Source organism: Billgrantia lactosivorans (assembly GCF_003254665.1).
Lineage (GTDB): Bacteria > Pseudomonadota > Gammaproteobacteria > Pseudomonadales > Halomonadaceae > Halomonas > Halomonas lactosivorans.
The window spans coordinates 473,843-499,782 of sequence record NZ_QHGY01000001.1; the positions used below are offsets into that span (position 1 = coordinate 473,843).

A 25,940-nucleotide genomic window follows, 5' to 3' on the forward strand; every position below is an offset into this window, starting at 1 on the left:
TGGCTGGCACGCTGTAGTTCGGCAAACATCGCGACGACCAAAGTCTAGGCCCCGCCCGGCCGGGCCAACTTAACATTGTCGACAGTTTCCCGTAGAATCGCGCCACCCAGTGACTACGGTTGTTTCTCCCGCCAGGGCAGTCATTTCGCCGATCTTCATCGCCGTGTCGGACTGCCTTGGGCAACACACCAGATGAGGGCCCCAACGTGCTTGAAGCCTATCGCCACCATGTCGAAGAACGCGCCGCCGAGGGCGTCCCGCCGAAGCCCCTGAATGCCGAGCAGGTTGCCGCGCTGGTCGAGCTGCTGAAGAACCCGCCCGCTGGCGAAGAAGAGTTCATCCTCGACCTGCTGACCCATCGCGTTCCGCCGGGGGTCGACGAGGCCGCCTACGTCAAGGCCGGCTTCCTCACCGCCATCGTCAAGGGCGAGGCGCAGTCGCCGCTGGTCGACAAGGTGCACGCCGTCAAGCTGCTGGGGACCATGCAGGGCGGCTACAACATCGCCACCCTGGTCGAATTGCTGGACGACGGCGAGCTGGCCAAGGAAGCCGGCGAGCAGCTCAAGCACACCCTGCTGATGTTCGATGCCTTCCATGACGTGGAAGAGCGCGCCAAGAATGGCAACGCCGTAGCCAAGGACGTGCTGCAGTCATGGGCCGATGCCGAGTGGTTCCTGTCCAAGCCGGCGCTGGCCGAGAAGATCACCCTCACCGTGTTCAAGGTGCCGGGCGAGACCAATACCGACGATCTCTCCCCCGCCCCGGATGCCTGGTCGCGTCCCGACATCCCGCTGCACGCCAACGCCATGCTCAAGAACGAGCGCGAAGGCATCGTGCCGGAAGTACCCGGCACCATCGGCCCGCTCAAGCAGATCGAGGAAGTGAAGGCCAAGGGCTTCCCGGTCGCCTACGTCGGCGACGTGGTCGGCACCGGCTCCTCGCGCAAGTCGGCCACCAACTCGGTGCTGTGGTTCTTCGGCGACGACATTCCCAACGTGCCCAACAAGCGCGCCGGTGGCTTCTGCTTCGGCGGCAAGATCGCCCCCATCTTCTTCAACACCATGGAAGACGCCGGTGCCCTGCCGGTCGAGATGGACGTCTCCAAGCTCGGCATGGGCGACGTCATCGACGTCTACCCCTACGAGGGCAAGGTGTGCAGGCACGGCACCGATGAAGTGGTCTCGACCTTCGAGCTCAAGACCCAGGTGATCCTCGACGAGGTGCGTGCCGGCGGCCGCATTCCGCTGATCATCGGCCGCGGCCTGACCGGCAAGGCGCGCGAGTCGCTGGGCCTGCCCCAGTCCGACGTGTTCCGCCTGCCCGAGCAGCCCAGGGACACCGGCAAGGGCTTCACCCTGGCGCAGAAGATGGTCGGCAAGGCCTGTGGCATGGAGGGCGTGCGCCCGGGCATGTACTGCGAGCCGAAGATGACCACCGTGGGCTCCCAGGACACCACCGGCCCGATGACCCGCGACGAGCTCAAGGACCTCGCCTGCCTCGGCTTCCAGGCCGACCTGGTGATGCAGTCCTTCTGCCACACCGCCGCCTATCCGAAGCCGGTCGACGTCGAGACCCACCACACCCTGCCCGACTTCATCATGAACCGCGGCGGCGTCTCGCTGCGCCCGGGCGACGGCATCATCCACAGCTGGCTCAACCGCATGCTGCTGCCCGACACCGTAGGCACCGGCGGCGACTCGCACACCCGTTTCCCGCTGGGCATCTCGTTCCCGGCCGGCTCGGGCCTGGTCGCCTTCGCCGCCGCTACCGGCGTGATGCCGCTGGACATGCCGGAATCGGTGCTGGTGCGCTTCAAGGGCAAGCGCCAGCCCGGCGTCACCCTGCGCGACCTGGTCCACGCCATCCCCTACTACGCCATCCAGGAAGGGCTGCTGACCGTCGAGAAGTCGGGCAAGAAGAACATCTTCTCCGGCCGCGTGCTGGAGATCGAGGGCCTCGAGGATCTCACCGTCGAGCAGGCCTTCGAACTCTCCGACGCCTCCGCCGAGCGCTCCGCCGCCGGCTGCACCATCACCCTGGGCGAGGAAAGCGTCACCGAGTACCTGAAGTCCAACATCACCCTGCTCAAGTGGATGATCGCCAACGGCTACGGTGACAGGCGCACCATCGAGCGCCGCATCCTGGCGATGGAGGAGTGGCTGGCCAACCCGAGCCTGATGCGCGCCGACAAGGACGCCGAGTACACCGCGGTGATCGAGATCGACCTGGCCGAACTCAAGGAACCGGTGCTGTGCGCGCCGAACGACCCGGACGACGCCCGCCTGCTCTCCGAGGTCGCCGGCGAGAAGATCGACGAGGTCTTCATCGGCTCGTGCATGACCAACATCGGCCACTTCCGTGCCGCCGGCAAGCTGCTCGAGAAGCAGCCCGCCGGCAGCCTGAAGACCCGCCTGTGGCTGGCCCCGCCGACCAAGATGGACCAGCACCAGCTCACCGAAGAGGGCTACTACGGCATCTACGGCCGCGCCGGCGCACGCATGGAGATGCCGGGCTGTTCGCTGTGCATGGGCAACCAGGCCCGCGTGGCGGCCAGGAGCACGGTGGTTTCCACCTCCACCCGCAACTTCCCCAATCGCCTGGGCGACGGCGCCAATGTCTACCTGGCCTCGGCGGAACTGGCGGCGGTCGCCGCGGTGGAAGGACGCCTGCCCAGCGTCGAGGAGTACCAGCGCTACATGGGCGAATTCGACGCCATGGCCGGCGAGATCTATCGTTACATGAACTTCCATGAGATCGAGGAGTATCAGAACGCCGCTTCCAACGTGATTCCGGTCGCCCAGGAAGCCTGATACCCGGTTCGGAACAGCATCAGGCTCGACTCCGATGCTCGCAACATCGACGGTACCCGGTACCTGAGCCGATGAACGAAGCGCCCCACCAGGGGCGCTTTTTTTAGGTATTTGAACTCGTTGCCTTTCATGTCGCCTAGAAGCGACGCCTCGCTACGTTTCTTTACCCTGCTCGCCTTGAGCGCGGTCAGGCCCGAGACTACGTTTAATAAGCCTGTAGACGCCGATACCAGCCTCCACGCGCTGGCGTCTCGGCGTACAGAAAAAAGAGGGAATAGCAGGCCAGGTCTTGTTCGAGACGTCGGGCAAAGCCCAAGGGATCCAAGGAGAAAGAACATGCCGAACAGAACGCTCCTCACCATTGCACTCGCTTCCACGTCGTTGCTCGCCGCCACCGGGGCCCAGGCCCAGGCCGGCCAGCCCCACGAGCAGTACGCCTATCTGGGCCTCGGCACCGGCTTCAGCTCGCTGGAGAACGATCGCGACGACGTGGACAACTTCGTCGAGAGCGGCACCAGCGATTTCGACCTCGACGACGACGACAACGTCTGGAAGGGCTTCGCCGGCTACCAGTTCAACCGCTACCTGGCCGCCGAGGCCTTCTATACCGATCTCGGCCGCGTTCGCCTGAGGGGCAACGACGGCGCCAACACCGACCTGGAGTCCAGCGCCTACGGCGCCAGCCTGGTCGGTCAGCTGCCGATCACGAGCTGGTTCACCCCCTATGCCAAGGTCGGGGCGGCCAGCTGGGAGACCGATGTCGACGGCAACCTCGGCGATGCCAGCGTCGACCTGGAGGACAACGACGGCTTCGACCCGGTCTACGGTCTCGGCGCCCAGTTCAACTTCAACCCGGTGCTGATCCGCGCCGAATACGAACGCTACGATTTCGACAGCGACTACACCCTCGACACCTTCACCGCCTCGGTTGGTTTGCGCTTCTAGCCCGCCCCTCCCTGCCTCGACCAGCGGTACCGGGCCGGCGCCCGGTGCCGCTCCAGGCTGCGACGAATCGACGAGGGCCGCCTCCCGCGAACCATGGCATCATCCGGTGCATCACTCCCCGCCAGGCAAGGAAACCTCGATGAGCGCAATCATCACGCCCGACATCTGCGATGCCCACCCGGAGGTGCAGGTACTCGATCCGATCTTCGTCAGCTTCGGCGGCCGCGAGGCCTTCTGCGGGCCGGTGCGCACGGTCAAGTGCTTCGAGGACAACTCGCTGGTCAAGCAGGCCGTCGGCGAAGCCGGCGATGGCGCCGTGCTGGTGGTCGATGCGGGTGGATCACACCGTTGCGCCATGCTTGGCGACATGCTCGCCGAGCAGGCCGTGGACAACGGCTGGGCGGGCGTCGTCATGTATGGCTGCGTACGCGATGTCGACGTCCTGGCCGAGACCGACCTGGGCGTCCAGGCGCTCGGCGCGCACCCGCGCAGGAGCGAGAAGCGCGGCGAGGGCAGCCGCGACATTCCGGTGACCTTCGCCGGCGTCACCCTGCACCCGGGCCAGTGGCTGTATGCCGACAACAACGGCATCGTGGTGGCCGAAGCGCGCCTGCCTCTCGACACCTGAGCCCGGCGACCTCGCGGCGGCACTTGCCCAGACGCCTGCCGCGGTGTCACGCTAGGGACATGAACCTGCCCCGAGAGCCCGTGCATCGATGACGTCACTCGGCGTGGATGTGCTGCGCAGCCTGCGAGAGCACCTGCGGCCGCTGGTGGCGTACCATCTCTTCTTCACCGTGCTCGCCTCCAGCCTGCTGCTGCCGGGCGTGGCCTGGAGCCTCACCGCGCTGCTGCGGCGCTTCGACCGGCCGGTCGTCACCAATGCCGCCCTGCTCGACCTGTTGCTCAGCCCGGGCGGCATGCTGTGGCTGCTGGCGGCCATCGGCCTCACCTTCCTGGTGCTCTACCTGCAGCAGGCGGGCATGATCCTGGTGGCGGTCAAGCGCCGCGACAACCACTACCAGCTGGCCTTCATCGCCCTGTGGCAGACCCTGCGCCGGCTGCCCACCCTGGCCGGACTGGTGGTGCTGCAGGTGGGCACTCACCTGCTCCTGCTGGTCCCCGTCGCGCTGCTGCTCGGCTGGCTCTACGAGACGATCATCGGCGGGCTCGACCCCTACTACGTGCTGCGCATGCGCCCGCCCGCTCTGTGGCACTTCCTGGCGACCGCCGCGCCGCTGGCGTTCGCCTGGGCCATCGTCGCGGCCTGGCTCTACGTGCGCTGGATCCTGGCGCTGCCTATCGCCACGCTGGAGAACCTGTCGCCGCTCGCCACCCTCAGGCGCAGCCGTGAACTGACCCGGGGCCATCGCGGCAAGGTCGCCGTGGTCGTGATCGCCGTACTGCTGGTCATCGTTGCCCTGCCCTTCATGGCCAGCGCGCTGTTCGACCATGTGTTCACCCCCTTGCTGTGGTGGCTGCCGGAGCGCAATGCGATACTGATCCCCGCCATGCTGGCCTACGTCACCGGCTACGTGCTGACGACGCTGGCCATCACCTTCATCGGCATCGCGGCGAACTCGCTGCTCTCGGCCTGCCTCTACCTGCGCCTGGCCCACCGTGAACCCCGCCCCGCCCCACCCCCGCCCGACGCTCACCCGGGGCGGCTCGCCTGGGGCGTGGAGCTGGCCGTGCTGCTGTTCGCCCTGGTCCAGGCCTGGTGGATCGTCAACAGCTTCGAGCTGCGCGACGATGTCGCCATCATCGCCCACCGCGGCAGCTCGGTGGCCGCGCCCGAGAATACCCTCTCGGCCATCGAGCGGGCGAACGAGGATCGCGCCAACTACGTCGAGATCGACGTGCGCCTGACGGCCGACGGCGAAGTCGTGCTGTTCCATGATCGCAGCCTGCAACGGCTGGCCGGCGATCCGCGCATCCTGAACGAGATGACCCTCGAGGAACTGCGCCGCTTCGACGTCGGCAGCTGGTTCGGCGACGCCTTCGTCGGCGAGCGCATCCCCACCCTCGCCGAAGCCTTCGCCGCGGTGCGCGGCAAGAGCGCCCTGATGATCGACATGAAGCCGGACCCGGGGGAGGAAGCTCCCCTGGTCGATGCCGTGCTCGACGCGCTGCAACAGGAAACCGAGGCGCGACGCGAATGTCTGGCCCACGTGACGCCGGCCCAGGCCGCGCGCTGCGGCAACCCGGACGTCAACGGAGAGACGAGGCTGGCGGTGATGTCCGCCAACGTACTGGAGATGATCAAGGAGCGGGAGCCGGACCTGCGCGTCACCCTGCTGGCCCAGCTGGTGATGCCGGGCACCCTCGACCGGCGCAGTTTCGATGCCCTGGGGCTGCGCCACAACCGCATCACCGACAACGAGATCCGGCTGGCGCGCGAGCTGGGCTACGAGGTTCACGCCTGGACGGTCAACGACCGGGCGCGCATGTCGCAGATGATCGACCTGGGGGTGGACGCCATCATCACCGACCACCCGGACCGCCTCGCCGAACTCATTCGGGACCGACGTGAACTGAGCGACGGTGCGATCCTGCTGGTCAAGATGCGCAACTGGCTAAGGCGTTGATGGCGGCGTCTTGACGCTCGCCGCCCGGAGCGCTTCAGTCTCCCATCACCACGCCTTCACGACGCGGGTCGGCGCCGCCGAAGAAGCCCTCCTCGGTACGCTGGATCGCCTGCAGACCGCTGACCAGTTCGCGCTCGCTGGCCTCGTGGCCGAGTTCGTTGAGGGCGTCGATCACCTCGGCCGGGAAGCGTCCTTCCTCCAGGTAGGCCGCGCCGCCCAGGGTAATCGCATGCGGCAGGTTGAGCGCCTCCTGGGCATCCAGTCCCCAGTCGAACATCGCCACCAGCGCCTTGGCGGTGTAGTGGATGATGGCGGCGCCGCCCGGCGAGCCGAGACTGGCGAGCAGCTCGCCGCTGTCGCGGTCGAACACCAGCGTCGGGCTCATGCTGGAGCGCGGCCGCTTGCCGGCCTCGACGCGGTTGGCGATCGGCGAACCGTCGGAGTCCAGCGGCCGGAACGAGAAGTCGGTCAGCTCGTTGTTGAGCAGGTAGCCGCCCGGCAGGCCGGTGCCGCCATTGGCCATGATACGAGAGCCGAAGGCGGACTCGATGGTCGTGGTCATGGCCACCGCATTGCCCTCCTCGTCGATGATGCTGATGTGGCTGGTGCCGTATTCGGGCTGGAGTGGCTGGATGGCCCACGCCGTTTCCACTTCGCCGGGGTTGCCCGGCTCGGCGCCGTCGGCCCCCACGCTCTGCTCGCCGATCAGCTCGGCGCGCTCGGCCAGGTACTCTTCGTCGAGCATGCTGTTCCAGTCGCCGCCCGGGGGGTTGACGAAATCGGGGTCGGCGATGAACTTGTCACGATCGGCGAAGGCCAGCCGCGACGCCTCGAGGAAGCGGTGCAGCCACTCGGTGCCGGGACGATCCTCCTCCAGCGGCTCGTCCAGCGCGGGCAACTGCTCCATGATGCCGAGCATCTGCATGATGGTGAGGTGACCCGACGACGGCGGGGGAAAACCGCATACCCGGTACTCCTGCCAGGCGGTGCACAGCGGGTCGCGCTCCTTGGCCACGTAGGTGGCCATGTCTTCCAGGCTGATCGCCCCGGGGCGAACCGGATGATCCTGAACCCGGAACACCAGGTCCTCGGCAACCGATCCGGTGTGCAGCGCCTTGCTGCCGTTCTCGGCGATCTCCCGCAGGATCGCCCCGAGGGCGGGATTCTTCAGGTGGTGGCCTTGCGGCAGCGGTTCGCCCTCCTCGGTGTAGTAGAAGGTGCTGGCCAGCGGGTCGTCGCGCAGTCTTTCCTCGGCGGCGAGGCTGGCGTGCAGGCGCGGGCTGACCTCGAACCCCTCCTCCGCCAGGCTGATGGCGGGCGCGAACAGCTGCGCCCAGGGCAGCTTGCCATGCTTTTCGTGAGCCATTTCCAGCATGCGCACGGTCCCCGGCACGCCGACCGAGAGGCCACTGGCCGCCGCGTCCATGAACTCGAGGGGCTCGCCTTCGCCGTTGAGGAACAGCGACTCGCTGGAGGCACGCGGCGCGGTCTCGCGGCCGTCATAGGCCTTCACCTCGCTGCCGTCGTAGTGCACCAGGAAGGCACCGCCGCCGATCCCGCTCGACTGGGGTTCCACCAGCGTCAGGACCATCTGCACGGCAATGGCGGCATCGACTGCCGAACCGCCCGCCTGGAGGACCTGGTAGCCGGCATCGGTGGCCAGCGGGTTGGCCGCCGCCACGGCGAAGCTCTCGGTGCTCCAGCCCGGCTTTTCGTTGTAGCCGGACGCCGCCTCCGGCTCGATGGCCGGGGCTTCGTACTGAAAGGCCGCCTCGGAAGTCGCCAGCAGCGGCGTGCCCAGCAGGCAAGCTGAGGTAACGGTGACTAACCAGTATCGACCCAAGGAAACTGATCGGAAGTCCATTGAGAGGCCCCTCGGTAACTCCATGTAAGAGCTGTACAGCATAGGCGAAAAAAAGCCCGATTGAGAGTCATCAATCGGGCAAGTTTGTAATGTTAAGCGGAATTAACTACCCCAGGGTCTCCCCCGCCAGCATGAACCAGGTCTCGAGCACCGCGTCTGGGTTGAGCGACACGGAATCGATGCCCTGCTCCATTAGCCATTTGGCCAGGTCGGGGTGGTCGGACGGCCCCTGGCCACAGATGCCGACGTACTTGCCCTTGGCCTTGCACGCCTGGATGGCCATGGCCAGCAGGCGCTTGACCGCCGGGTTACGCTCGTCGAAGAGGTGCGCCACGATGCCCGAGTCGCGATCCAGGCCCAGCGTCAACTGGGTCAGGTCGTTGGAACCGATCGAGAAGCCGTCGAAGTGCTCGAGGAACTCATCGGCGAGCAGCGCGTTGGCCGGCAGCTCGCACATCATGATCACCTTGAGCCCGTTGTCGCCCCGCTTGAGCCCATTGGCGGCCATCAGTTCCACCACCTCGCGGGCCTCCTCGGTGGTGCGCACGAAGGGCACCATGATCTCGACGTTGTCGAGCCCCATCTCGTCGCGCACGCGCTTGAGCGCCTTGCACTCCAGCTCGAAGCAGGGGCGGAAGGCATCCGAGATGTAGCGCGAGGCGCCGCGGAAGCCGAGCATGGGGTTCTCCTCGCCCGGCTCGTAGAGCTTGCCGCCGATCAGGTTCTCATATTCGTTCGACTTGAAGTCGGAGAGGCGCACGATCACCCGCTGCGGATGAAACGCCGCCGCCAGGGTGGAGATGCCCTCGACCAGCTTGTCGACGTAGAAGTCCACGGGGCTGGCATAGCCGGCGGTACGCAGGTTGATGGTCTGTTGCAGCTCCAGCGGCAGGGTGTCGTACTCGAGCAGGGCCTTGGGGTGCACGCCGATCATGCGGTTGATGATGAATTCCAGGCGCGCCAGGCCGACGCCGGCATGCGGCAGGCTGGCGAAGCTGAAGGCGCGATCCGGGTTGCCCACGTTCATCATGATCTTGAACGGGATCTCGGGCATCGCGTCGACGCTGGTGACGCGACGGTCGTAGTCCAGCAGGCCCTCGTAGACGTGGCCGGTATCGCCCTCGGCGCAGGAGACGGTGACGTCGCGGCCTTCCTCGAGGATCTCGGTGGCATCGCCGCAGCCGACCACGGCGGGAATGCCCAGCTCGCGGGCGATGATCGCCGCGTGGCAGGTACGGCCGCCGCGGTTGGTGACGATCGCCGAGGCGCGCTTCATGATCGGCTCCCAGTCGGGGTCGGTCATGTCGGTGACCAGCACGTCGCCGGCGTTGACCTTGTCCATCTCCTCGGGAGTGAAGACGATCTTCACCGCGCCGCGGCCGATGCGCTGGCCGATGGCGCGGCCGCTCACCAGGGTGCGCCCCTTCTCCCGCAGGTGGAAACGCTCGAGCTTGCCGCCCTCCTGCTGGGAGACCACCGTCTCCGGGCGGGCCTGGACGATGTAGAGCTCGCCGTCGTCGCCGTCCAGCGCCCACTCGATGTCCATCGGTCGGCCGTAGTGCTGCTCGATGGTGACCGCCTGGCGTGCCAGCGCCATGACCTGGTCGTCGCCGATGCAGAACCGCGCACGATCCTTGAGCGGTACGTCGACGGTGGCGACCGACTTGCCGGCGCTGGCGTCGTCGCCGTAGACCATCTTGATCAGCTTGGAACCGAGGTTGCGACGCAGCACCGCCGGCCGGCCGGCCGCCAGGGTGGGCTTGTGGACATAGAACTCGTCGGGGTTGACCGAACCCTGGACCACCGTCTCGCCGAGGCCCCAGGAGGCGGTGACGAACACCGCCTCGCGATAGCCCGATTCGGTATCGAGGGTGAACATCACCCCCGAGGCGCCGGTCTCGGAGCGCACCATCTTCTGGATACCCGCCGACAGCGCAACGTTCTCGTGGGCGTAGCCGCGATGCACGCGATAGGAGATGGCACGGTCGTTGAACAGCGAGGCGAATACCTCGTGCACGGCACGCTTGACGTTGTCGAAGCCCTCGATGTTGAGAAAGGTCTCCTGCTGGCCGGCGAAGGAGGCGTCGGGCAGGTCCTCGGCGGTGGCCGAGCTGCGCACCGCCACCTTGAGGCTGGGGTGCCGGCTGGCGAGTTCGTCGTAGGCCGTGCGCAGGTGCGCCTCGAAGGTCGGCGGCAACGGGGTGTCGATCACCCACTGGCGAATTTCGGCGCCGACGCGAGAGAGCTCGGCGACATCGTCGACATCGAGCCGTGCCAGCGCCTGGTTGATGCGCTCGTTGAGACCCTCGTGGGCCAGGAATTCGCGGTAGGCATGGGCAGTGGTGGCAAAACCGCCGGGGACGGTGACGCCGGCGCCCGACAGGTTGGAGATCATCTCGCCGAGCGAGGCGTTCTTGCCGCCTACCCGCTCCACGTCATCCATGCCGAGCTGATCGAACCACAGGATGTAGTCTTCCACATAACCCCCTTATGTCTTCGTTGCCTAGGCTTCAGGCGAAAATCGCAATGCTGCCCACCTTAAACAGAAGCGGCCATATTCGCCATTGGTCTAACATCGAAGTCACTGGAGGTTTTTTACAACAACGCGGCGATTTTCGCCCTTCCTGTAGTCAGGGTGCGCCGGAGGCAGGCGGAACGATGCCTTGCCGCCGGCGCCACGAGCCCCGACAATGGGGCTCCGAACCCCCACGGATACCGCCGACGCCATGTCCCGCACCGCCTTCTTCATTTCCGACGGCACCGGCATCACCGCCGAAAGCCTGGGCCGCAGCCTGCTGGCGCAGTTCGAGAACGTCGACTTGCGCATGCTGACCAAGCCCTACATCGACACCATCGACAAGGCACGCACCCTGGTCGAGATCATCACGGACAGCGCGGCACGCGATGGCGAGGAACCGATCATCATCGACACCATCGTCGACGAGTCGATTCGCGAAGTGATACGCAGTGCCCCGGGCTTCAAGATCGACATCTTCTCGACCTTCCTCAAGCCGCTGGAAAAGGAGCTCGGCACCCACTCGAGCTATACCGTCGGCCGCACCCACTCGATCGGCCAGGACGAGGTCTACATGGACCGCATCCACTCGGTGCATTTCGCCCTGGACAACGATGACGGTGCGCGCACCCACCAGTACCATCAGGCCGACGTGATCCTGGTCGGGGTGTCGCGCTGCGGCAAGACGCCGACCTCGCTCTACCTGGCGCTGCAGTTCGGCATCCGCGCCGCCAACTACCCGCTCACCGAGGACGACCTCGACGAGGACGGCAGCCTCAAGCTGCCGCGCGCCCTGGCCCAGCACCGCCACAAGCTGTTCGGCCTGACCATCGACCCGCGCCGGCTGGCGGCCATTCGCCACGAGCGGCGGCCCAACAGCCGCTACAGCTCGCTGGACCAGTGCACCCAGGAAGTCGAGCAGGCCGAGGGGCTCTACCGCCAGATGCATATCCCCTACATCGACACCACGCGCTTCTCGATCGAGGAGATCTCGACCCGCATGATCGCCGAGACGGGGCTGACGCGGCGTTTCTCGCCGCGCTGACGAGAGAGCCACGCCATGCTCAAGCGGCTCGCGGGCGTGCTGATCCTGGTATCGCTGCTGGCCGGCGGGCCTCTCTACATGTGGGGTTTCGGGGGTATCGACATCCACGGCGACTGGCGCAGCGCCGACCGCAGCAGTATGGGACTGGCGCCCGACCCGAGCCGGACCCAGGAAGCGGTGGTCCAGGTCTACTCGGCCCGGGCCTTCAACTGGCGCGGTATCTTTGCCGTCCACGCCTGGGTGGCCACCAAGCCGGAAGGAGCCGCAAGCTATACGCTGCATCAGGTGACGGGCTGGGGACGTCCCGCGCTCTCCTCGCGCCGCGGCACGCCCGACCGCGCCTGGTTCGGCAGCTCGCCCACCCTGCATGCCACACTCTGCGGCAGCACGGCCGAGCGCGCCATCGCGCGCATCGAAACCCTGCTGCCGGACTACCCCTATCGCGACCGTTACCGCGCCTGGCCAGGACCCAACAGCAACACCTTCGTGGCCTGGCTGATCCGCGAGGTGCCCGAGCTGGACGTGGCCCTGCCTTCCAGCGCCATCGGCAAGGACTACCTGGCCGAGGGAGTTTTCGCCCCTACCCCGAGCGGCACGGGAGTCCAGTTTTCGCTGGCCGGCGTGCTGGGTGCTGCCATCGGTTGGCGAGAGGGGGTCGAGCTCAATCTCGCCGGCCTGGTAGTGGGCCTCGAACCTGCGGCACTCGGTGTCAAGCTGCCCGGTGTCGGTACCCTGGGCCTGCTGTCTTCCGCCCACGGCCTGGGCACGGAGCAGTGCCCGCCCCCCCGCGGCCGAATGAGCCTAGCGCACGTGCCGGTAGGCTAGCGCACGATGCCCTCGCGCCGCAGCCGCGCGATGTCGTCCTCGGTCAGGCCCATCTCGGCGAGTATCGCGTCGCTGTCCTGGCCCAGCCGGGGCGGCGCCATTTCGCTGACGACGGACTCGCCGTCGAAGCGCAGCGGACAGGCCACCTGGGGCACCTCGAGCTGGCCGCGCCTGAGCGTTCGCCGCATGCCACGGTGCTTCACCTGCGGGTCGTCGAAGACCTCGGCGATGGTGTTGATCGGCCCGGCGGGAATGCCGCGCGCCTCGAACTGGGCCAGCCACGCATCGCGGCCGCGGGTCATCAGGATCGCCTGGATGCGCGGCACCAGTTCCTCGCGGCTGCCCACCCGCGCGGCATTGGTGGCATAGGCTGGCTCATCGGCCCACTCGGGATGGCCCAGCAGTTCGGCCAGGCGGGCGAACTGGCCGTCGTTGCCCACGGTGAGCACCAGGTGACCGTCGGCACAGGCGAAGGCCTGGTACGGCACGATGTTGGGATGGGCGTTGCCGTGGCGCTCGGGCGAGACACCGCTGACCAGGGCGTTGAGCGCCTGGTTGGCGAGCGCGGCCACCTGCACGTCGAGCAGCGCCACGTCGACGTGCCGCCCCTCCCCGGTGCGCTCGCGCTCGTGCAGCGCGGAAAGCACGCCGATGGTGGCGTAGAGCCCGGTCATCACGTCGGTGATCGCCACGCCGGTCTTCATCGGCATGCCATCGGGCTCGCCGCCGATGCTCATCAGCCCGCCCATGGCCTGGATCATGAAGTCGTAGCCGGCACGATGGGCATAGGGGCCGTCCTGGCCGAAGCCGGTGATCGAGCAGCCGATCAGCCGCGGGTTGAGCGCCTTGAGGCTGGCGTAGTCGAGGCCGTACTTGGCCAGGCCGCCGACCTTGAAGTTCTCCAGCACGATGTCGGCGCCCACCGCGAGCCGGCGAACCAGCGCCTGGCCCCTGTCGCTAGCGATATCCACCGCCAGCGACTGCTTGCCGCGGTTGGCGCACAGGAAATAGGCCGCCATGCGCTCGACCTCATCCTCGGCGGCCAGCCAAGGAGGCCCCCAGCCGCGGGTGTCGTCGCCGCGCTCGGGGTGCTCGATCTTGATCACGCGCGCCCCGAGGTCGGCGAGCAGTTGGCCGGCCCATGGGCCGGCCAACACACGCGACATGTCGAGCACCGTGATGCCTTCCAGCGGTCGACTCATCTTGACTCCTTCCACACTCGTCGCTGCGGTGGGCAAGCCCCGAAGTGTCGGACCATCGAGGAGGCGCTGTGAATACTTCCCTGTACGCTACCGATGCCATCCATCGGACCTCCTCTTCGACTTCCCCCCGGCGCTCCTCGTCAGAGGTAGCGTTTGGAGCTTGGCGAATTAGTTGGCGAAGGCTTGGATGCCTGTCTGAGCGCGCCCCAGGATCAGCGCGTGGACATCGTGAGTGCCCTCGTAGGTATTGACCGCCTCGAGGTTCATCACGTGGCGAATCACGTGGTATTCGTCGGCGATGCCGTTGCCGCCGTGCATGTCGCGGGCCACCCGGGCGATGTCGAGCGCCTTGCCGCAGTTGTTGCGCTTGATCAGCGAGATCGCCTCCGGCACCAGCTGGCCGGCATCGATCATGCGGCCCACGCGCAGCGCCGCCTGCAGGCCCAGGGCGATCTCGGTCTGCATGTCGGCGAGCTTCTTCTGGATGAGCTGGTTGGCGGCCAGCGGGCGGCCGAACTGCTTGCGGTCCAGGGTGTACTGGCGGGCGGCGTGCCAGCACGCCTCGGCGGCGCCCATGCTGCCCCAGGCGATGCCGTAGCGAGCGCGGTTCAGGCACGAGAACGGCCCCTTGAGACCGGTCACGCCCGGCAGGCGCTGCTCATCGGAGACTTCCACGTCCTGGATGGCGATCTGCCCGGTGATGGAAGCACGCAGGCTGAACTTGCCCTCGATCTTGGGCGCCGAGAGCCCCTTCATCCCCTGCTCGAGGATGAAGCCGTTGACCACGCCCTCCTCGTCACGCGCCCACACCACGAACACGTCGGCGATGGGCGAGTTGGTGATCCAGGTCTTGGTGCCGTTGAGGCGCCAGCCGTTCTCGGTGCGCACGGCGCGGGTCGACATGCCGCCCGGGTCGGAGCCGTGGTCGGGCTCGGTGAGGCCGAAGCAGCCCACCCATTCGCCACTGGCCAGCTTGGGCAGGTACTTCTCGCGCTGGGCTTCACTGCCGAAGGCATGGATGGGGTACATCACCAGGCTCGACTGCACGCTCATGGCGCTGCGGTAGCCGGAGTCGACCCGCTCCACCTCGCGGGCGATCAGGCCGTAGCTGACGTAGTTCATGCCGGCGCAGCCGTAACCGTCGATGGTGGCGCCGAGCAGGCCCAGCTCGCCCATCTCGCTCATGATCTCACGGTCGAAGCGCTCGTGGCGGTTGGCCTCGAGCACCCGCGGCATCAGCTTGTCCTGGCAGTAGTCGTGAGCGGTCTGCAGGACCATGCGCTCGTCTTCGTCGAGCTGGTCGATCAGACGGAACGGGTCTTCCCACGTCACGGGGGTAATCTGGCTCATGGCGGACTCCTGAAGAAATTTCTACATTTTATACAAATGTAGACCAAACAGGACGCACTGCCAACCCCCGCCGTGCTTTTTTCTCAGTGCATGGGGGCCGCACTCGGCGTATCCGCGCGCGCGACATCCAGCCGTCGGCTCAGGCTGCGCCACGCCACCAGCCCCACCAGCGCATTGGCCAGGAACAGCCCGATGAAGATGCCCTGGGTACCGGCCACCACACCGCCCAGCCAGGCCAGCGGCACCGTGAGCAGGAACAGCCGGATCACCGAGAGGCGCATGGCGCGGGTGGGTTCGTGCAGGGCGTTGAACGAGGATACCGCGAGAATCACAACGCCCTGGGCGCCGAGGCCCAGCGGCACCCACCACAGGAAGCTGCGCAGTACCTCGGCCATCTCGGCGCTTGTGGCATAGCTGGCCATCAGCCAGGGGGCGAGCAGTTGCAGCAGCAGCCAGACGCCGAGCTGCCACGCCAGCACGAAGGCGAAGCAGCCGAGGATGGCGCGACGCACGCGGTCGTGCTGTCCGGCCCCGGCGTTCTGGCTGACCATGGGCGGCAGCGTCATGGAGAGCGCCAGCACGCCGATCTGGGCGATGGCCTCGATCCGGGTGCCGACGCCGTAGCCGGCCACGGCCTGATGCCCGTGACCGGCGACGATACGCGTGACGAGAGCCAGCGCCAGCGGCGTGAAGACGCTGGTGATCGCCGCCGGCACGGCAATCCGCGAGAGCTCGCGCCACGACGCCATCAGGCCGCTCGGCGTGAGCCGGCGCAGGTCGAGGCAGTCGCGCAGTTCACGCTGCCAGAACAGCGCCGCGGTCATGGCGGCCCAGCTCAGCACCGTGGCCAGCGCGGCCCCCTGTACGCCGAGTGCCGGCAGCGGTCCCACGCCGAAGATCAGCAGCCAGTCGAGCAATCCGTTGAGCAGCGCGGCCAGCGCCATCATCAAGCCGGGTACCAGCGTGTTGCCCTGAGCGCGCAGCACGCTGTTGAGGACGCGCGGCACGATCACCGCGGCCGCCCCGAGGTACCAGGTGCCCATGTAGTCACGGATGTGCGGCAGCAGAGCGGCATCGGCCCCCAGCAGGCCAAACAGCGGTTCGAGGGTGGCCAGGCCCAGCACGCTCAGCAGCACGCCGACCGCCAGTGCCAGCAGCGCGGCATCGGTGGCGCGTCGCCTGACCGTCGCGAAGTCGCCCTGCCCCAGCCTACGCGCCACGACCGCCGAGGTGCCGATGCCCAGCCCGATGGCCAGACTGATCACCGCGAACACCACCGGGAAGGTGAACGACACCGCCGCCAGCGGCTGCGGCCCCAGCCGCGAGACGAACCAGGTGTCGACCAGGTTGAAGCTCATCATGGCGATCATGCCGCCCACCACGGGCAGGCACTTGCGCAGCAGGGTCAGGGCGATGGGCCCTTCGAGCAGCTCACGGCGCATGGGGCGCGCTGCGGGAGAGGGTGGCGGGGACATGACATCTCGCTACGGGGAACGGGCACAGGATTGTGCCCGTTCCACGGCAAATCGCCAAAGCGGACGAGGCGTCATTCTCCGGCGCGATAGAGCTTCTGGATGCTGGAGAAATCCAGCCCGCCGTTGCCCTGGGCCGCGTGCAGGGCGAACAGGTTGCGCGCCTGGGAGCCCATCGGCACCGTGGCCTTGCACCCCAGCGCCAGTTCCCAGGCCAGCCCCAGGTCCTTGGCCATCAGGTCGGTCAAGAAGCCACCCTGGTAGTCGCGCGAGGCGGCGGAGTTCTCCATCACGCCGGGCCAGGGGTTGTAGACGTTGAGTGCCCAGTTGCCGCCGCTGCTCTGCTTTATGATCTCGGACAGCACGGCCGGGTCGAGCCCGTTCTTGACCCCCAGCGCCAGGGCCTCGGCGGTGCCGCTCATGAGAATGCCGAGCAGCATGTTGTTGCAGATCTTGGCGACCTGGCCGGCCCCCACCTCGCCGGCATGGAAGATGTTCTTGCCCATGCCCTCGAGCACCGGCCTGGCCTGCTCGAAGCCGGCCTGGCTGCCCCCGACGATGAAGGTCAGGGTGCCGGCCTGGGCACCGCCCACGCCACCGGAAACCGGCGCATCGAGATAGGTCAGGCCGCGCGTCCGGGCGGCTTCGCCGAACACCCGGGCATCCTCCGGCGAGATCGTCGAAGCATCGATGATCAACGGCTTGTCGTTCAGCGCCTCGAACAGCCCCGGGGAGTCGTCGCGACCGAGATAGAGCCGGCGCACGTGCTGGCCGGCCGGCAGCATCGAGATGACCACTTCGGCCCCGCTGGCCGCGCTCTGGGCGCTGGCGCAGGCCTGGGCGCCCGCCTCCGCGAGGCGTTGCATGGCGGCGTCGACGAGGTCGAAGACGCTCACCTCGTGGCCGGCCTTGACCAGATTGAGGGCCATCGGGGCGCCCATGTTGCCGAGTCCGATGAAGGCGATTTTCATGCGAGCAGCTCCTGATCGTTGCTTGAATTGTGTGTGTTGTTGGCGTCGCCACGGCGCAACGCCGGTCGCCTCCCGGCTCAGCCGACGCGGTGCCCGGCGCCGAGATCGCGCAGCGGGTGCTCCTCCGCGCTCCAGAGGGGGGCCAGCAGCGCCTGCAGGTCCGCCTCGGGCACGCTCTCGACGCTCGCATGCCGCCACCTGGGGTTCTTGTCCTTGTCGATCAACAATGCCCGAACCCCCTCGGCGATGTCGCCCTGGCGGCAGCACTGCACCGAGAGATTGAGCTCGTCGCGGAAGGCATCCGCCAGGCTGGTGCAGCGATGCCGCTCGAGCATGCGCCAGACCAGGTGCGCGCTCAGCGGACTGCCGGCCGCGAGCCGCTTGCGGTTGGCGACCAGCCAGGCATCGTCGCGGTCGTCCTTCAGGATACGCCCGACCGCCGCGGCGGCATCGACCTGGCCGACGAGCGCCTGGAGATGGTCGAGCAGCGGCCAGACCCGCGCCGAGGGCGCCTCGCTGCGAGCCTCGAGCTCGTCGAGGACCCGCTGCACGCCGGCCTGCAGCTCGCGAGGGGTGCGCGAGCCGTAGTCGGCTCCGCCCAGGGCCGTGAGCAGCGCGTCGCGGCGCTCGCGCGGCACGAAGTGGTCCGCCAGCCCCAGGTCGAGCGCATCGCGGGCGTTGAGCTGGGCCCCGGTGATGCCGAGGTAGGCGCCAACCCCCGGTGGCATGCGGTTGAGGAACCAGCTGGCGCCGATGTCGGGGTAGAGGCCGATGGTGATCTCGGGCATGGCGATCAGCGTGGTCTCGGTGACCAGGCGACGCGACGCCCCGGCCAGCAGGCCCAGGCCGCCGCCCATGACGATGCCGTCGCCCCATACCAGGATGGGCTTGGGGTAGGTGTGAATGCGGTAGTCGAGGCGGTATTCCGTGGTGAAATAGGCCTCGGCGAAGAGGCTGTCGCGCCCGGCGCCGGGATCGTCGCCCTCCTCGGTCATGGAGCGGTACAGCGCCACCACGTCGCCACCGGCGCAGAAGGCCTTCTCCCCGGCCCCCTCCAGCCACACCGCGACGACACTGCGATCCACCGCCCAGGCCTCGAGCTTGGCGTCGAGCTGTCGCGCCATCTCAAGCGACAGCGCATTGAGCGACTTCGGTGCGTTGAGCGTGGCGACGCCGATCCTGCCGCCGTCGCGGGTCGGCAGCTCATCGAAGATGACCGCAAGTTCCGTCATGCCACTGTTCTCCTCATGATGATTGCAGCGCTTCGATCACGCCGTCCGCCAGCAGGCGGCGGGCCACGATCACGCGCATGATCTCGTTGGTTCCCTCGAGGATCTGGTGCACCCGCGTATCGCGCACCATGCGCTCGAGGGGGAACTCCCTCAGGTAACCATAACCGCCGTGCAGCTGCAGCGCCTCGTTGCAGACGTTGAAGCCCATGTCGGTGGCATGGCGCTTGGCCATGGCGCAGTAGGCAGTCGCCTCCGGGTCGTCGTGATCGAGCCGCCAGGCGGCATGGCGCACCATCAGCCGGGCCGCGGTCAGCTCGGTGGCCATGTCGGCCAGCTTGAACTGCAGCGCCTGGAACTGCGCCAGCTCGCGGCCGAACTGCTTGCGCTCGCCGAGGTAGTTGCGCGCCAGGGTCAGCGCATGCTGGGCGGCCCCCAGCGAGCAGCTGGCGATGTTCAGTCGGCCCCCGTCGAGGCCCTTCATCGCCAGCTTGAAGCCTTCGCCCTCCTCGCCCAGGCGGTTGGCCACCGGCACCCGCACGCCGTCGAAGCTGACAAGCCGGGTGGGCTGGCTCTTCCAGCCCATCTTCTCCTCGTTCTTGCCGTATTCGATGCCCGCGGCATCGGCCGGCACCAGGATCGCCGAGACGCCGCCCGCGCCGCTGTCGGGCGCCCCGGTGCGCGCCATCACCACCATCACGTCGTTGGCGCCGGCGCCGGAGATGAACATCTTGGAGCCGCTGATGACATACTCGTCCCCTTCGCGCACGGCCCTGGTCCGCAGGCTGGCGGCATCCGAACCGGAGCCCGGCTCGGTCAGGCAGTAGCAGCCCAGGCACTCGCCGCCGATCAGCCGCTCGACCCAGGTCCGTCGCAGCGCCTCGCTGCCCCAGCTGGCCACCATCCAGGCCACCATGTTGTGGATGGTAAGATAGGCGGTCGTCGCGATGCAGCCCTGCGAGAGCTGCTCAAAGATCAACGAGGCGTCGAGCCGCGACAGCCCCAGGCCACCACGCTCCTCGGGAATGTAGATGCCGAGGAAGCCCGCCTCCCCGGCGCGACGGATGACGTCGACCGGAAAGTGCGAGGTGGCGTCCCATTCGGCGGCATGATCGGCCAGCTCCGCCCGCGAGAAGTCTGCGGCGGCCTGCACGAGCGCCTTCTGGTCATCGGTCAGGGAGAAATCCATTGCGCTGTCCTCAAGAAATTTGGCGGACCGTTCGTCCGGCAGAATCGGGCCGGCAGGTTCGGCGAGGCCGCGCCCCATCGCCAACCAACCTAGCACTTGCTAGGTTTTATCGCATACCTCCCTTGGTCGACAACTACTTTACGTTAACGTCAACGTCGTCTAGTGTTGCGGTTAGTGGAGGGACACCGCCAGACGGCCCCGCCCAACTCATAGGACAATTCAGCGATGCGCATATCCAAAGCGGAAGCCACCGACTCGGTCAACGGCAGCAGCCTGCCTCGGCAACGTCGTACCTATTCCATAGGCGAGTTGGCCCGAATGTTCGAGGTCACGCCGCGCACCATCCGTTTCTATGAGCAGGAGGGCCTGCTGGCACCGGAGCGCCGAGGCCAGACCCGCATCTACCACGAGAAGGACCGCGTTCGCCTCAAGCTGACCCTGCGCGGCAAGCGGCTGGGCTTCTCGCTGGCCGAGATCCGCGAGGTCATCGAGATGTACGACGCCATGCCCGACGGCAATGCGCGACAGCTCAAGCGGCTGCTGGAGATCCTCGCCGACAAGCGCAGCAACATGGAGCGCCAGTTGGAGGACATCCGCCTGATGCAGCGCGAGCTCGATGACGTGGAGATGCGCGCCCGCGAGGTGCTCGAACGCCTCGGCCAGCCCTAGCGTCCCACCAAGGCGACGCGACGTCCTTGCCACGCCGCACAACGGGTGGGCCCGGTCACGGCGCCCATCGGCAATCGACTACCGCAGCCAACTGCACAACAAGACGGGTATCACGATGACACGCCAAGCACTTCAAGAACGCGTCACGAACAGCTACGTCAGCGGCATCAGCGATACGCCCTTGAAGGGCGAGACCATCGGCGACTGCTTCGATGCGACCGTGGCGCGCTTCGCCGATGGCGAGGCCCTGCTCAGCCTGCACCAGGGGCTGCGCTACACCTGGAAGGAGCTGCAGCAGGCGGTCGACCAGGCCGCCCGGGCCATGCTCGCCCTGGGGGTCAAGAAAGGCGACCGCGTGGGCATCTGGTCGCCCAACTGCGCCGAGTGGACCATCACCCAGTTCGCCACGGCCAAGATCGGCGCCATCCTGGTCAACATCAACCCCAGCTATCGCACCCACGAGCTGGAGTACGCGCTAAAGCAGTCCGGCACGTCCACGCTCATCCTGCAGGGCAAGTTCAAGACTTCCGACTACGTGGCCACCCTGGCCGAGCTGGCACCGGAACTGCGCGACGGCGCCCCCTCCACCTTCGCCAGTGCCCGGCTGCCCGACCTCAAGCGCGTGGTCTGCCTCGACGCCGATCGCGCCCTGACCGGCATGTTCAGCTGGCAGAGCATGCTGGCCCATGCCGACGAGGTTTCCGCCGCGCACCTGGCCGAGATCCAGGCCACGCTGCAGTTCGACGAGCCGATCAACATCCAGTACACCTCGGGCACCACCGGGGCGCCCAAGGGCGCCACCCTGTCCCACCACAACATCCTCAACAACGGCTTCTTCGTCGCCCGCACCATGGGCTTCAGCGAGAAGGATCGTCTGGTGATCCCGGTACCGCTCTATCACTGCTTCGGCATGGTGATGGGCAACCTCGGCTGCATGACCCACGGCGCCACCATGATCTACCCGGGCGACGGCTTCGACCCGGAGGCCACCCTCAGGGCGGTCTCGGACGAGAAGGCCACGGCGCTCTACGGCGTGCCGACCATGTTCATCGCCGAACTGGAGCATCCCGACTTCGCCCGGTACGACCTCTCCAGCCTGCGCACCGGCATCATGGCGGGCTCGATCTGCCCGATCGAGGTGATGCGCAAGGTCATCGACAAGATGAACATGCAGGACGTCACCATCTGCTACGGCATGACCGAGACCAGCCCGGTCAGCTTCCAGACCCAGACCGACGCCCCGCTGGAGAAACGCGTGACCACCGTGGGCACGATCCACCCCCACCTCGAGGTGAAGCTGGTCAGCCCCGAGACCGGCGCCGTGGTACCGCGCGGCGAGACCGGCGAGCTGTGCACCCGCGGCTACAGCGTGATGCTCGGCTACTGGAACAACGAGGAAGCCACCGCCAAGTCGATCGACGGCGCCGGCTGGATGCACACCGGCGACCTGGCGACCATGGACGAGGAAGGTTATGTGGCCATCGTCGGGCGCATCAAGGACATGATCATCCGCGGCGGCGAGAACATCTACCCGCGCGAGATCGAGGACTTCCTCTACACCCACCCCGCCATCTCCGACGTGCAGGTGATCGGCGTGCCCGACGAGAAGTACGGCGAGGAGGTGATGGCCTGGGTCAAGCTGGGCGACGGCCAGCAGCTCACCGCCGACGAGCTCAAGGAGTTCTGCAAGGGCAAGATCGCCCACTACAAGATCCCGCGCTACGTGAAGTTCGTCGACGAGTTCCCGATGACCGTCACCGGCAAGATCCAGAAGTTCAAGATGCGCGAGGAAGCCACCCACGAGCTGGGCCTGGCCTGAACGCCCATCGACTTCCGACCGGCCTCGCCGTCACTGCGCCCCTGCTTCGCCAGGGGCGCTATCGTTTCGACCTCGGCAGCCTGTACAAGAAGCCGACCAGCTACCCTGACCACCGGCGTCGGGGTCCGCCAAGGCCGGGCCCTGAGCGGACGGGGAGCATGGCGACACCGCGGGTCTCCGTTCAGGCGCCGAAATCCACCGGTACCGGTACCGTCACTTCGTCCTTCACCAGCTCCATCACGACGAAGGAATGCGTCTGGTGGACATTCGGCAAGCGGCCGATCTGCTGGACCAGCACGGCCCGGTAATGGGCAATATCGTGGGTTCTCACCTTGAGCAGGTAGTCGAAATTTCCCGCCACCATGTAACAACCCTGCACTTCCGGAATGAGACGCACGGCTTCGTTGAAACGATCCAGGGCGTCTTCGCTGGTCTTCTCCATGGTCACCAGCACCACCAGCACATGCCCTGCCCCCAACTGCTGCGGGTCGAGGTCGGCGCGGTAGCCGCGGATGATGCCGGCCTGCTCCAGCCGGCGCACGCGCTGCGCGCAAGGCGTCTTGGTCAGGTTGACCCGGCTGGCCAGCTCGACGATGGAAAGCCGCCCGTTCTCCTGCAGCTGGTTGAGGATACGGCGATCGATACGATCCAGCTTGTTAGCCATTTTGCCTACCTTTTTTCTTTATCAAGGACAAAGGTAAACCAATCTAGCGTTATTTAGAGCCAATTCCTATCGAATCTGGCCAACAATGAGGCTTGTAGCCAGGTGCTTCCTGGATGACCCGCGACGATCAACCGAGAGGAGGAGACTCGAGTCCCGTAGCGAAACCGGTATCCCGACGTCCAGAGCATGACAACCAGCGTCGGTCACTGCAGTGCTTGATCCTCAAGCCAACCAAGAACAATGCCAATTCGTCCCAAGGTAAAACTGACATGAAAAGTCCAACCTCCATCGAGTACCAGCAGCCAAGCTTGCCGCTGGCACTGACTCCCGTCGTCCTGACACTGCTGGTATTGGCGGTGCAACTGTTCTATTTCGGTGACTTCACCCCGCATATCCCCCTCGCTATCGGCCTGGCCATCACGGCGCTCGTCGGCGTCAAGCTCGGCTTCCGCTGGAAACAGATCGAGGAGGGCGTCTTCCACGTCATCCACGTCTCCCTGCCCTCCGTCTCGGTACTGATCTGCGTCGGCATGATCATCGGCGTATGGATCGCCAGCGGCACCGTGCCGACCCTCATCTACTACGGCTTGACGATCCTCTCGCCGACCATCTTCCTGGCCGCCGCCATGCTGCTGTGTTCGATCGTGTCGCTAGCGCTGGGCACCTCCTGGGGTACCGTCGGCACGGTGGGCCTGGCCCTGATGGGCATCGGCGCCGGTTTCGACATCCCCATGTACTGGACCGCCGGTGCGGTGGTCTCGGGTGCCTTCTTCGGCGACAAGGTCTCGCCGCTGTCGGATACCACCAACCTCGCCCCGGCGGTCACCGGCACGGATCTCTTCTCCCACATCCGGAACATGATGCCGACGACGATCCCCGCCATGCTGATCGCCTTCGCCATCTACCTCGGCGCCGGCTTCACTCTGATCGACGATGGTTCCGCCTCCTTCGAGCGGATCGATGCCATCACTTCTGCGCTGCAGGCGAACTTCACCATCTCTGCCTGGCTGCTGCTGCCGGCGGTGCTGGTCATCGTGCTGGCGGTCAAGCGCATGCCGCCCATTCCGTCGCTCTTCGCCGGCGCCCTGGCCGGTGCGGTCACCGCCATCGTCGTGCAGGGAGTCGGCGTGCACGACGTGCTGACCTATGCCAACAGCGGCTATTCGATCGACACCGGCGTCTCCGCTATCGACAGCCTGCTCAACCGCGGCGGCATCCAGTCGATGATGTGGACCATCTCGCTGGTGCTCATCGCGCTGGGTTTCGGCGGCGCGCTGGAAAAGACCGGCTGCCTGGAGGCGATCATCCGCGCCATCATGACCAAGGTGCGCAGCTTTGCCGGCCTGCAGACCTCGGCGGTGCTGACCTCGGTTTCCACCAACCTGGTCGCCGGCGACCCCTACCTCTCGATCGCCTTGCCCGGCCGCATGTACGCCCCCACCTATCGCGGCATGGGCTATTCGACCCTGAACCTGTCGCGCGCCATCGAGGAAGGCGGCACCCTCATCTCGCCCCTGATACCCTGGAATGCCGGCGGCGCCTTCGTGATCAGCGCCCTGGCCCTCGGCATCAGCGACGGCAACGTCGAGAACCTGCTCTACATCCCGCTGGCCTTCGCCTGCTGGCTGTCGCCGGTGATCGGCCTGGTCTATGCACAGACCGGCCTGTTCTCACCGCGCGCCAGCGACGAGGAGCGCCAGCTCTGGCAGGAGCAGGGCGAGGCCATCGCGACCGACCTGGGCGCCGCCGGCGAGGCGGCAGCAGGCACCACTCCTGCGCCTCGGGCGAGCTGACTCAGAGCCCCGGCGTCGCCGGGGCCACTCCCCCTCGACCCGGCGGACCATGCCTGCCGGGTCAGGTCTCAACGACCGACCAGCCGCCGCAGCTCCTCGAGATAGGTTTCCAGCACCAGGTTGGGCGGGGCCCCCTTGCGGGTGATGGCACTGTAGCGAGTGACGTAGTGCCAGCGCTCGGGGTCGAGCGCCCGCATCCGGCCGCTGGCCACCCAGCGTTCGGCATAGTGAGTCGGCAGGTAGCCGATGTAGCGGTTGGAGAGGATGAGAAAGGCGATGCCTTCGCGGTCGGTGGCCGAGGCAGCGGCCCGGAGGGGTTCATGCAGCGCCTTGACCTCGGGTGTCTGGGCATAGGCCGGCACCACGGCGTCGCAGTCAGCCAGCTGCCGCTCGGACACCGCGACGCTATCGAACAGGGCATGGCCGGAGGCACAGTAGAGCCGCGACGTCTCCCCGTAGAGCGCCAGGTAGTCTAGCCCCAGCAAGGTCTTGAGCGCAGGAATCACCCCGGTATGCAGGCGGCCGTCGAGCACCGCCAGCTCGATGTCGCTGGGCGGCACCATGCGGATGTTGATGCGCACGTCGGGGCCGCGCTCCTTGAGTGCGCTGAGGGCGTTGGTGATGTGCATCTGCGGCATGGTCACCAGGTTGTCGGTGATGCCGATGTTGAGTTCGCCCTTGAGCCAGGCATGCAGCCCGTTGACGCGAGTGCGAAACCCCTCCACCGCGGCCAGCAGCTGAAGCGTGGCCTGGTAGACCTCGGCGCCCTCGTCGGTCAGCGAGAAGCCGCTGCGCCCGCGCTGACAGAGTCGCAGGCCGAGGCGGGTCTCGAGATCGTTCATCGCCATGCTGATGGCGGCGCGGCTGATGTTCAGCTCCACCTCGGCGGCGGAAAAGCCGCCGCACTCCACCACCTTGCGGTAGATCTTCAGCAGGCGCAGATCGGCGTCGCCGGGCGGGGCCGACAGCCCCTCCTTGCGGCGGGACATG

General features: G+C 66.9%; 19 protein-coding genes. 9 read left to right on the plus strand and 10 right to left on the minus strand.

Annotated elements, in window-relative coordinates; translation table 11 throughout:
• Positions 1-206: 206 nt before the first annotated feature.
• The 4 genes from acnB (at position 207) to DIS04_RS02060 (ending at position 6,343) form a co-directional block, all read left to right on the plus strand.
• Positions 207-2,810 (plus strand): bifunctional aconitate hydratase 2/2-methylisocitrate dehydratase, encoded by a 2,604-nt coding sequence (gene acnB, locus DIS04_RS02045; protein ID WP_111412052.1) that lies wholly within the window; start codon positions 207-209, stop codon positions 2,808-2,810.
• 336 nt (positions 2,811-3,146) lie between these two features.
• Complete coding sequence (locus DIS04_RS02050; RefSeq protein WP_111412053.1) at positions 3,147-3,755, plus strand: porin family protein; 609 nt, start codon at positions 3,147-3,149, stop codon at positions 3,753-3,755.
• 139 nt (positions 3,756-3,894) lie between these two features.
• The gene (gene rraA, locus DIS04_RS02055; RefSeq protein WP_111412054.1) at positions 3,895-4,383 is read left to right on the plus strand and encodes a ribonuclease E activity regulator RraA; all 489 of its coding nucleotides are present in this window, start codon (positions 3,895-3,897) and stop codon (positions 4,381-4,383) included.
• 88 nt (positions 4,384-4,471) lie between these two features.
• Positions 4,472-6,343: a glycerophosphodiester phosphodiesterase family protein gene (locus DIS04_RS02060; protein ID WP_111412055.1), complete on the plus strand. Its 1,872-nt coding sequence runs from the start codon at positions 4,472-4,474 to the stop codon at positions 6,341-6,343.
• Between the two features lie 34 nt (positions 6,344-6,377).
• On the opposite strand, the gene ggt is transcribed toward DIS04_RS02060, so the two are convergent.
• Entirely contained in the window at positions 6,378-8,207 is a 1,830-nt protein-coding gene (ggt, locus tag DIS04_RS02065) for a gamma-glutamyltransferase (protein ID WP_111412056.1), read from the minus strand.
• A 106-nt stretch (positions 8,208-8,313) separates the two neighbouring features.
• Positions 8,314-10,686 carry a phosphoenolpyruvate synthase gene (gene ppsA, locus DIS04_RS02070; protein ID WP_111412057.1) on the minus strand — a complete coding sequence of 791 codons (2,373 nt, stop codon included), beginning with the start codon at positions 10,684-10,686 and terminating at the stop codon, positions 8,314-8,316.
• Positions 10,687-10,933: 247 nt separating this feature from the next.
• Between ppsA and ppsR the strand changes: the two genes are divergently transcribed.
• Both ppsR and DIS04_RS02080 read left to right on the plus strand, forming a co-directional pair.
• The gene (ppsR, locus tag DIS04_RS02075) at positions 10,934-11,767 is read left to right on the plus strand and encodes a posphoenolpyruvate synthetase regulatory kinase/phosphorylase PpsR (protein WP_111412742.1); all 834 of its coding nucleotides are present in this window, start codon (positions 10,934-10,936) and stop codon (positions 11,765-11,767) included.
• Between the two features lie 15 nt (positions 11,768-11,782).
• Positions 11,783-12,592 (plus strand): DUF3750 domain-containing protein, encoded by an 810-nt coding sequence (locus DIS04_RS02080; RefSeq protein WP_111412058.1) that lies wholly within the window; start codon positions 11,783-11,785, stop codon positions 12,590-12,592.
• Here the strand turns inward: DIS04_RS02080 and DIS04_RS02085 are convergent.
• The 6 genes from DIS04_RS02085 to DIS04_RS02110 form a co-directional block, all read right to left on the minus strand.
• Positions 12,589-13,794 (minus strand): CaiB/BaiF CoA transferase family protein, encoded by a 1,206-nt coding sequence (locus DIS04_RS02085; RefSeq protein ID WP_111412059.1) that lies wholly within the window; start codon positions 13,792-13,794, stop codon positions 12,589-12,591. The genes DIS04_RS02080 and DIS04_RS02085 overlap by 4 nt on opposite strands.
• A 168-nt stretch (positions 13,795-13,962) precedes the next feature.
• Positions 13,963-15,144 carry an acyl-CoA dehydrogenase gene (locus DIS04_RS02090; RefSeq protein ID WP_111412060.1) on the minus strand — a complete coding sequence of 394 codons (1,182 nt, stop codon included), beginning with the start codon at positions 15,142-15,144 and terminating at the stop codon, positions 13,963-13,965.
• A gap of 83 nt (positions 15,145-15,227) precedes the next feature.
• Positions 15,228-16,619: an MATE family efflux transporter gene (locus DIS04_RS02095; RefSeq protein ID WP_245904455.1), complete on the minus strand. Its 1,392-nt coding sequence runs from the start codon at positions 16,617-16,619 to the stop codon at positions 15,228-15,230.
• Positions 16,620-16,690: 71 nt separating this feature from the next.
• Entirely contained in the window at positions 16,691-17,587 is an 897-nt protein-coding gene (mmsB, locus tag DIS04_RS02100; RefSeq protein WP_111412062.1) for a 3-hydroxyisobutyrate dehydrogenase, read from the minus strand.
• A gap of 77 nt (positions 17,588-17,664) precedes the next feature.
• Complete coding sequence (locus DIS04_RS02105) at positions 17,665-18,819, minus strand: enoyl-CoA hydratase/isomerase family protein (protein ID WP_111412063.1); 1,155 nt, start codon at positions 18,817-18,819, stop codon at positions 17,665-17,667.
• 13 nt (positions 18,820-18,832) lie between these two features.
• Positions 18,833-20,005, minus strand: coding sequence for an acyl-CoA dehydrogenase family protein (locus DIS04_RS02110; protein WP_111412064.1), 1,173 nt, complete (start codon positions 20,003-20,005; stop codon positions 18,833-18,835).
• Between the two features lie 225 nt (positions 20,006-20,230).
• On the opposite strand from DIS04_RS02110, the gene DIS04_RS02115 reads away from it, so the two are divergent.
• Positions 20,231-20,674 carry a MerR family transcriptional regulator gene (locus DIS04_RS02115; RefSeq protein WP_111412065.1) on the plus strand — a complete coding sequence of 148 codons (444 nt, stop codon included), beginning with the start codon at positions 20,231-20,233 and terminating at the stop codon, positions 20,672-20,674.
• A 115-nt stretch (positions 20,675-20,789) separates the two neighbouring features.
• A complete protein-coding gene (locus DIS04_RS02120) occupies positions 20,790-22,493 on the plus strand; it encodes an AMP-binding protein (RefSeq protein ID WP_111412066.1) in 1,704 nt (567 codons plus the stop codon).
• Between the two features lie 181 nt (positions 22,494-22,674).
• Here the strand turns inward: DIS04_RS02120 and DIS04_RS02125 are convergent, their stop codons facing one another.
• Positions 22,675-23,157, minus strand: coding sequence for an Lrp/AsnC family transcriptional regulator (locus tag DIS04_RS02125; protein ID WP_111412067.1), 483 nt, complete (start codon positions 23,155-23,157; stop codon positions 22,675-22,677).
• Positions 23,158-23,426: 269 nt separating this feature from the next.
• Here DIS04_RS02125 and nhaC point away from each other — a divergent pair, with 269 nt between their 5' ends.
• Positions 23,427-24,950, plus strand: a complete 1,524-nt coding sequence (nhaC, locus tag DIS04_RS02130; RefSeq protein ID WP_111412068.1) for a Na+/H+ antiporter NhaC — start codon at positions 23,427-23,429, stop codon at positions 24,948-24,950.
• 68 nt (positions 24,951-25,018) lie between these two features.
• On the opposite strand, the gene DIS04_RS02135 is transcribed toward nhaC, so the two are convergent.
• A complete protein-coding gene (locus DIS04_RS02135; protein ID WP_111412069.1) occupies positions 25,019-25,939 on the minus strand; it encodes a LysR family transcriptional regulator in 921 nt (306 codons plus the stop codon).
• Position 25,940 lies beyond the last annotated feature (1 nt).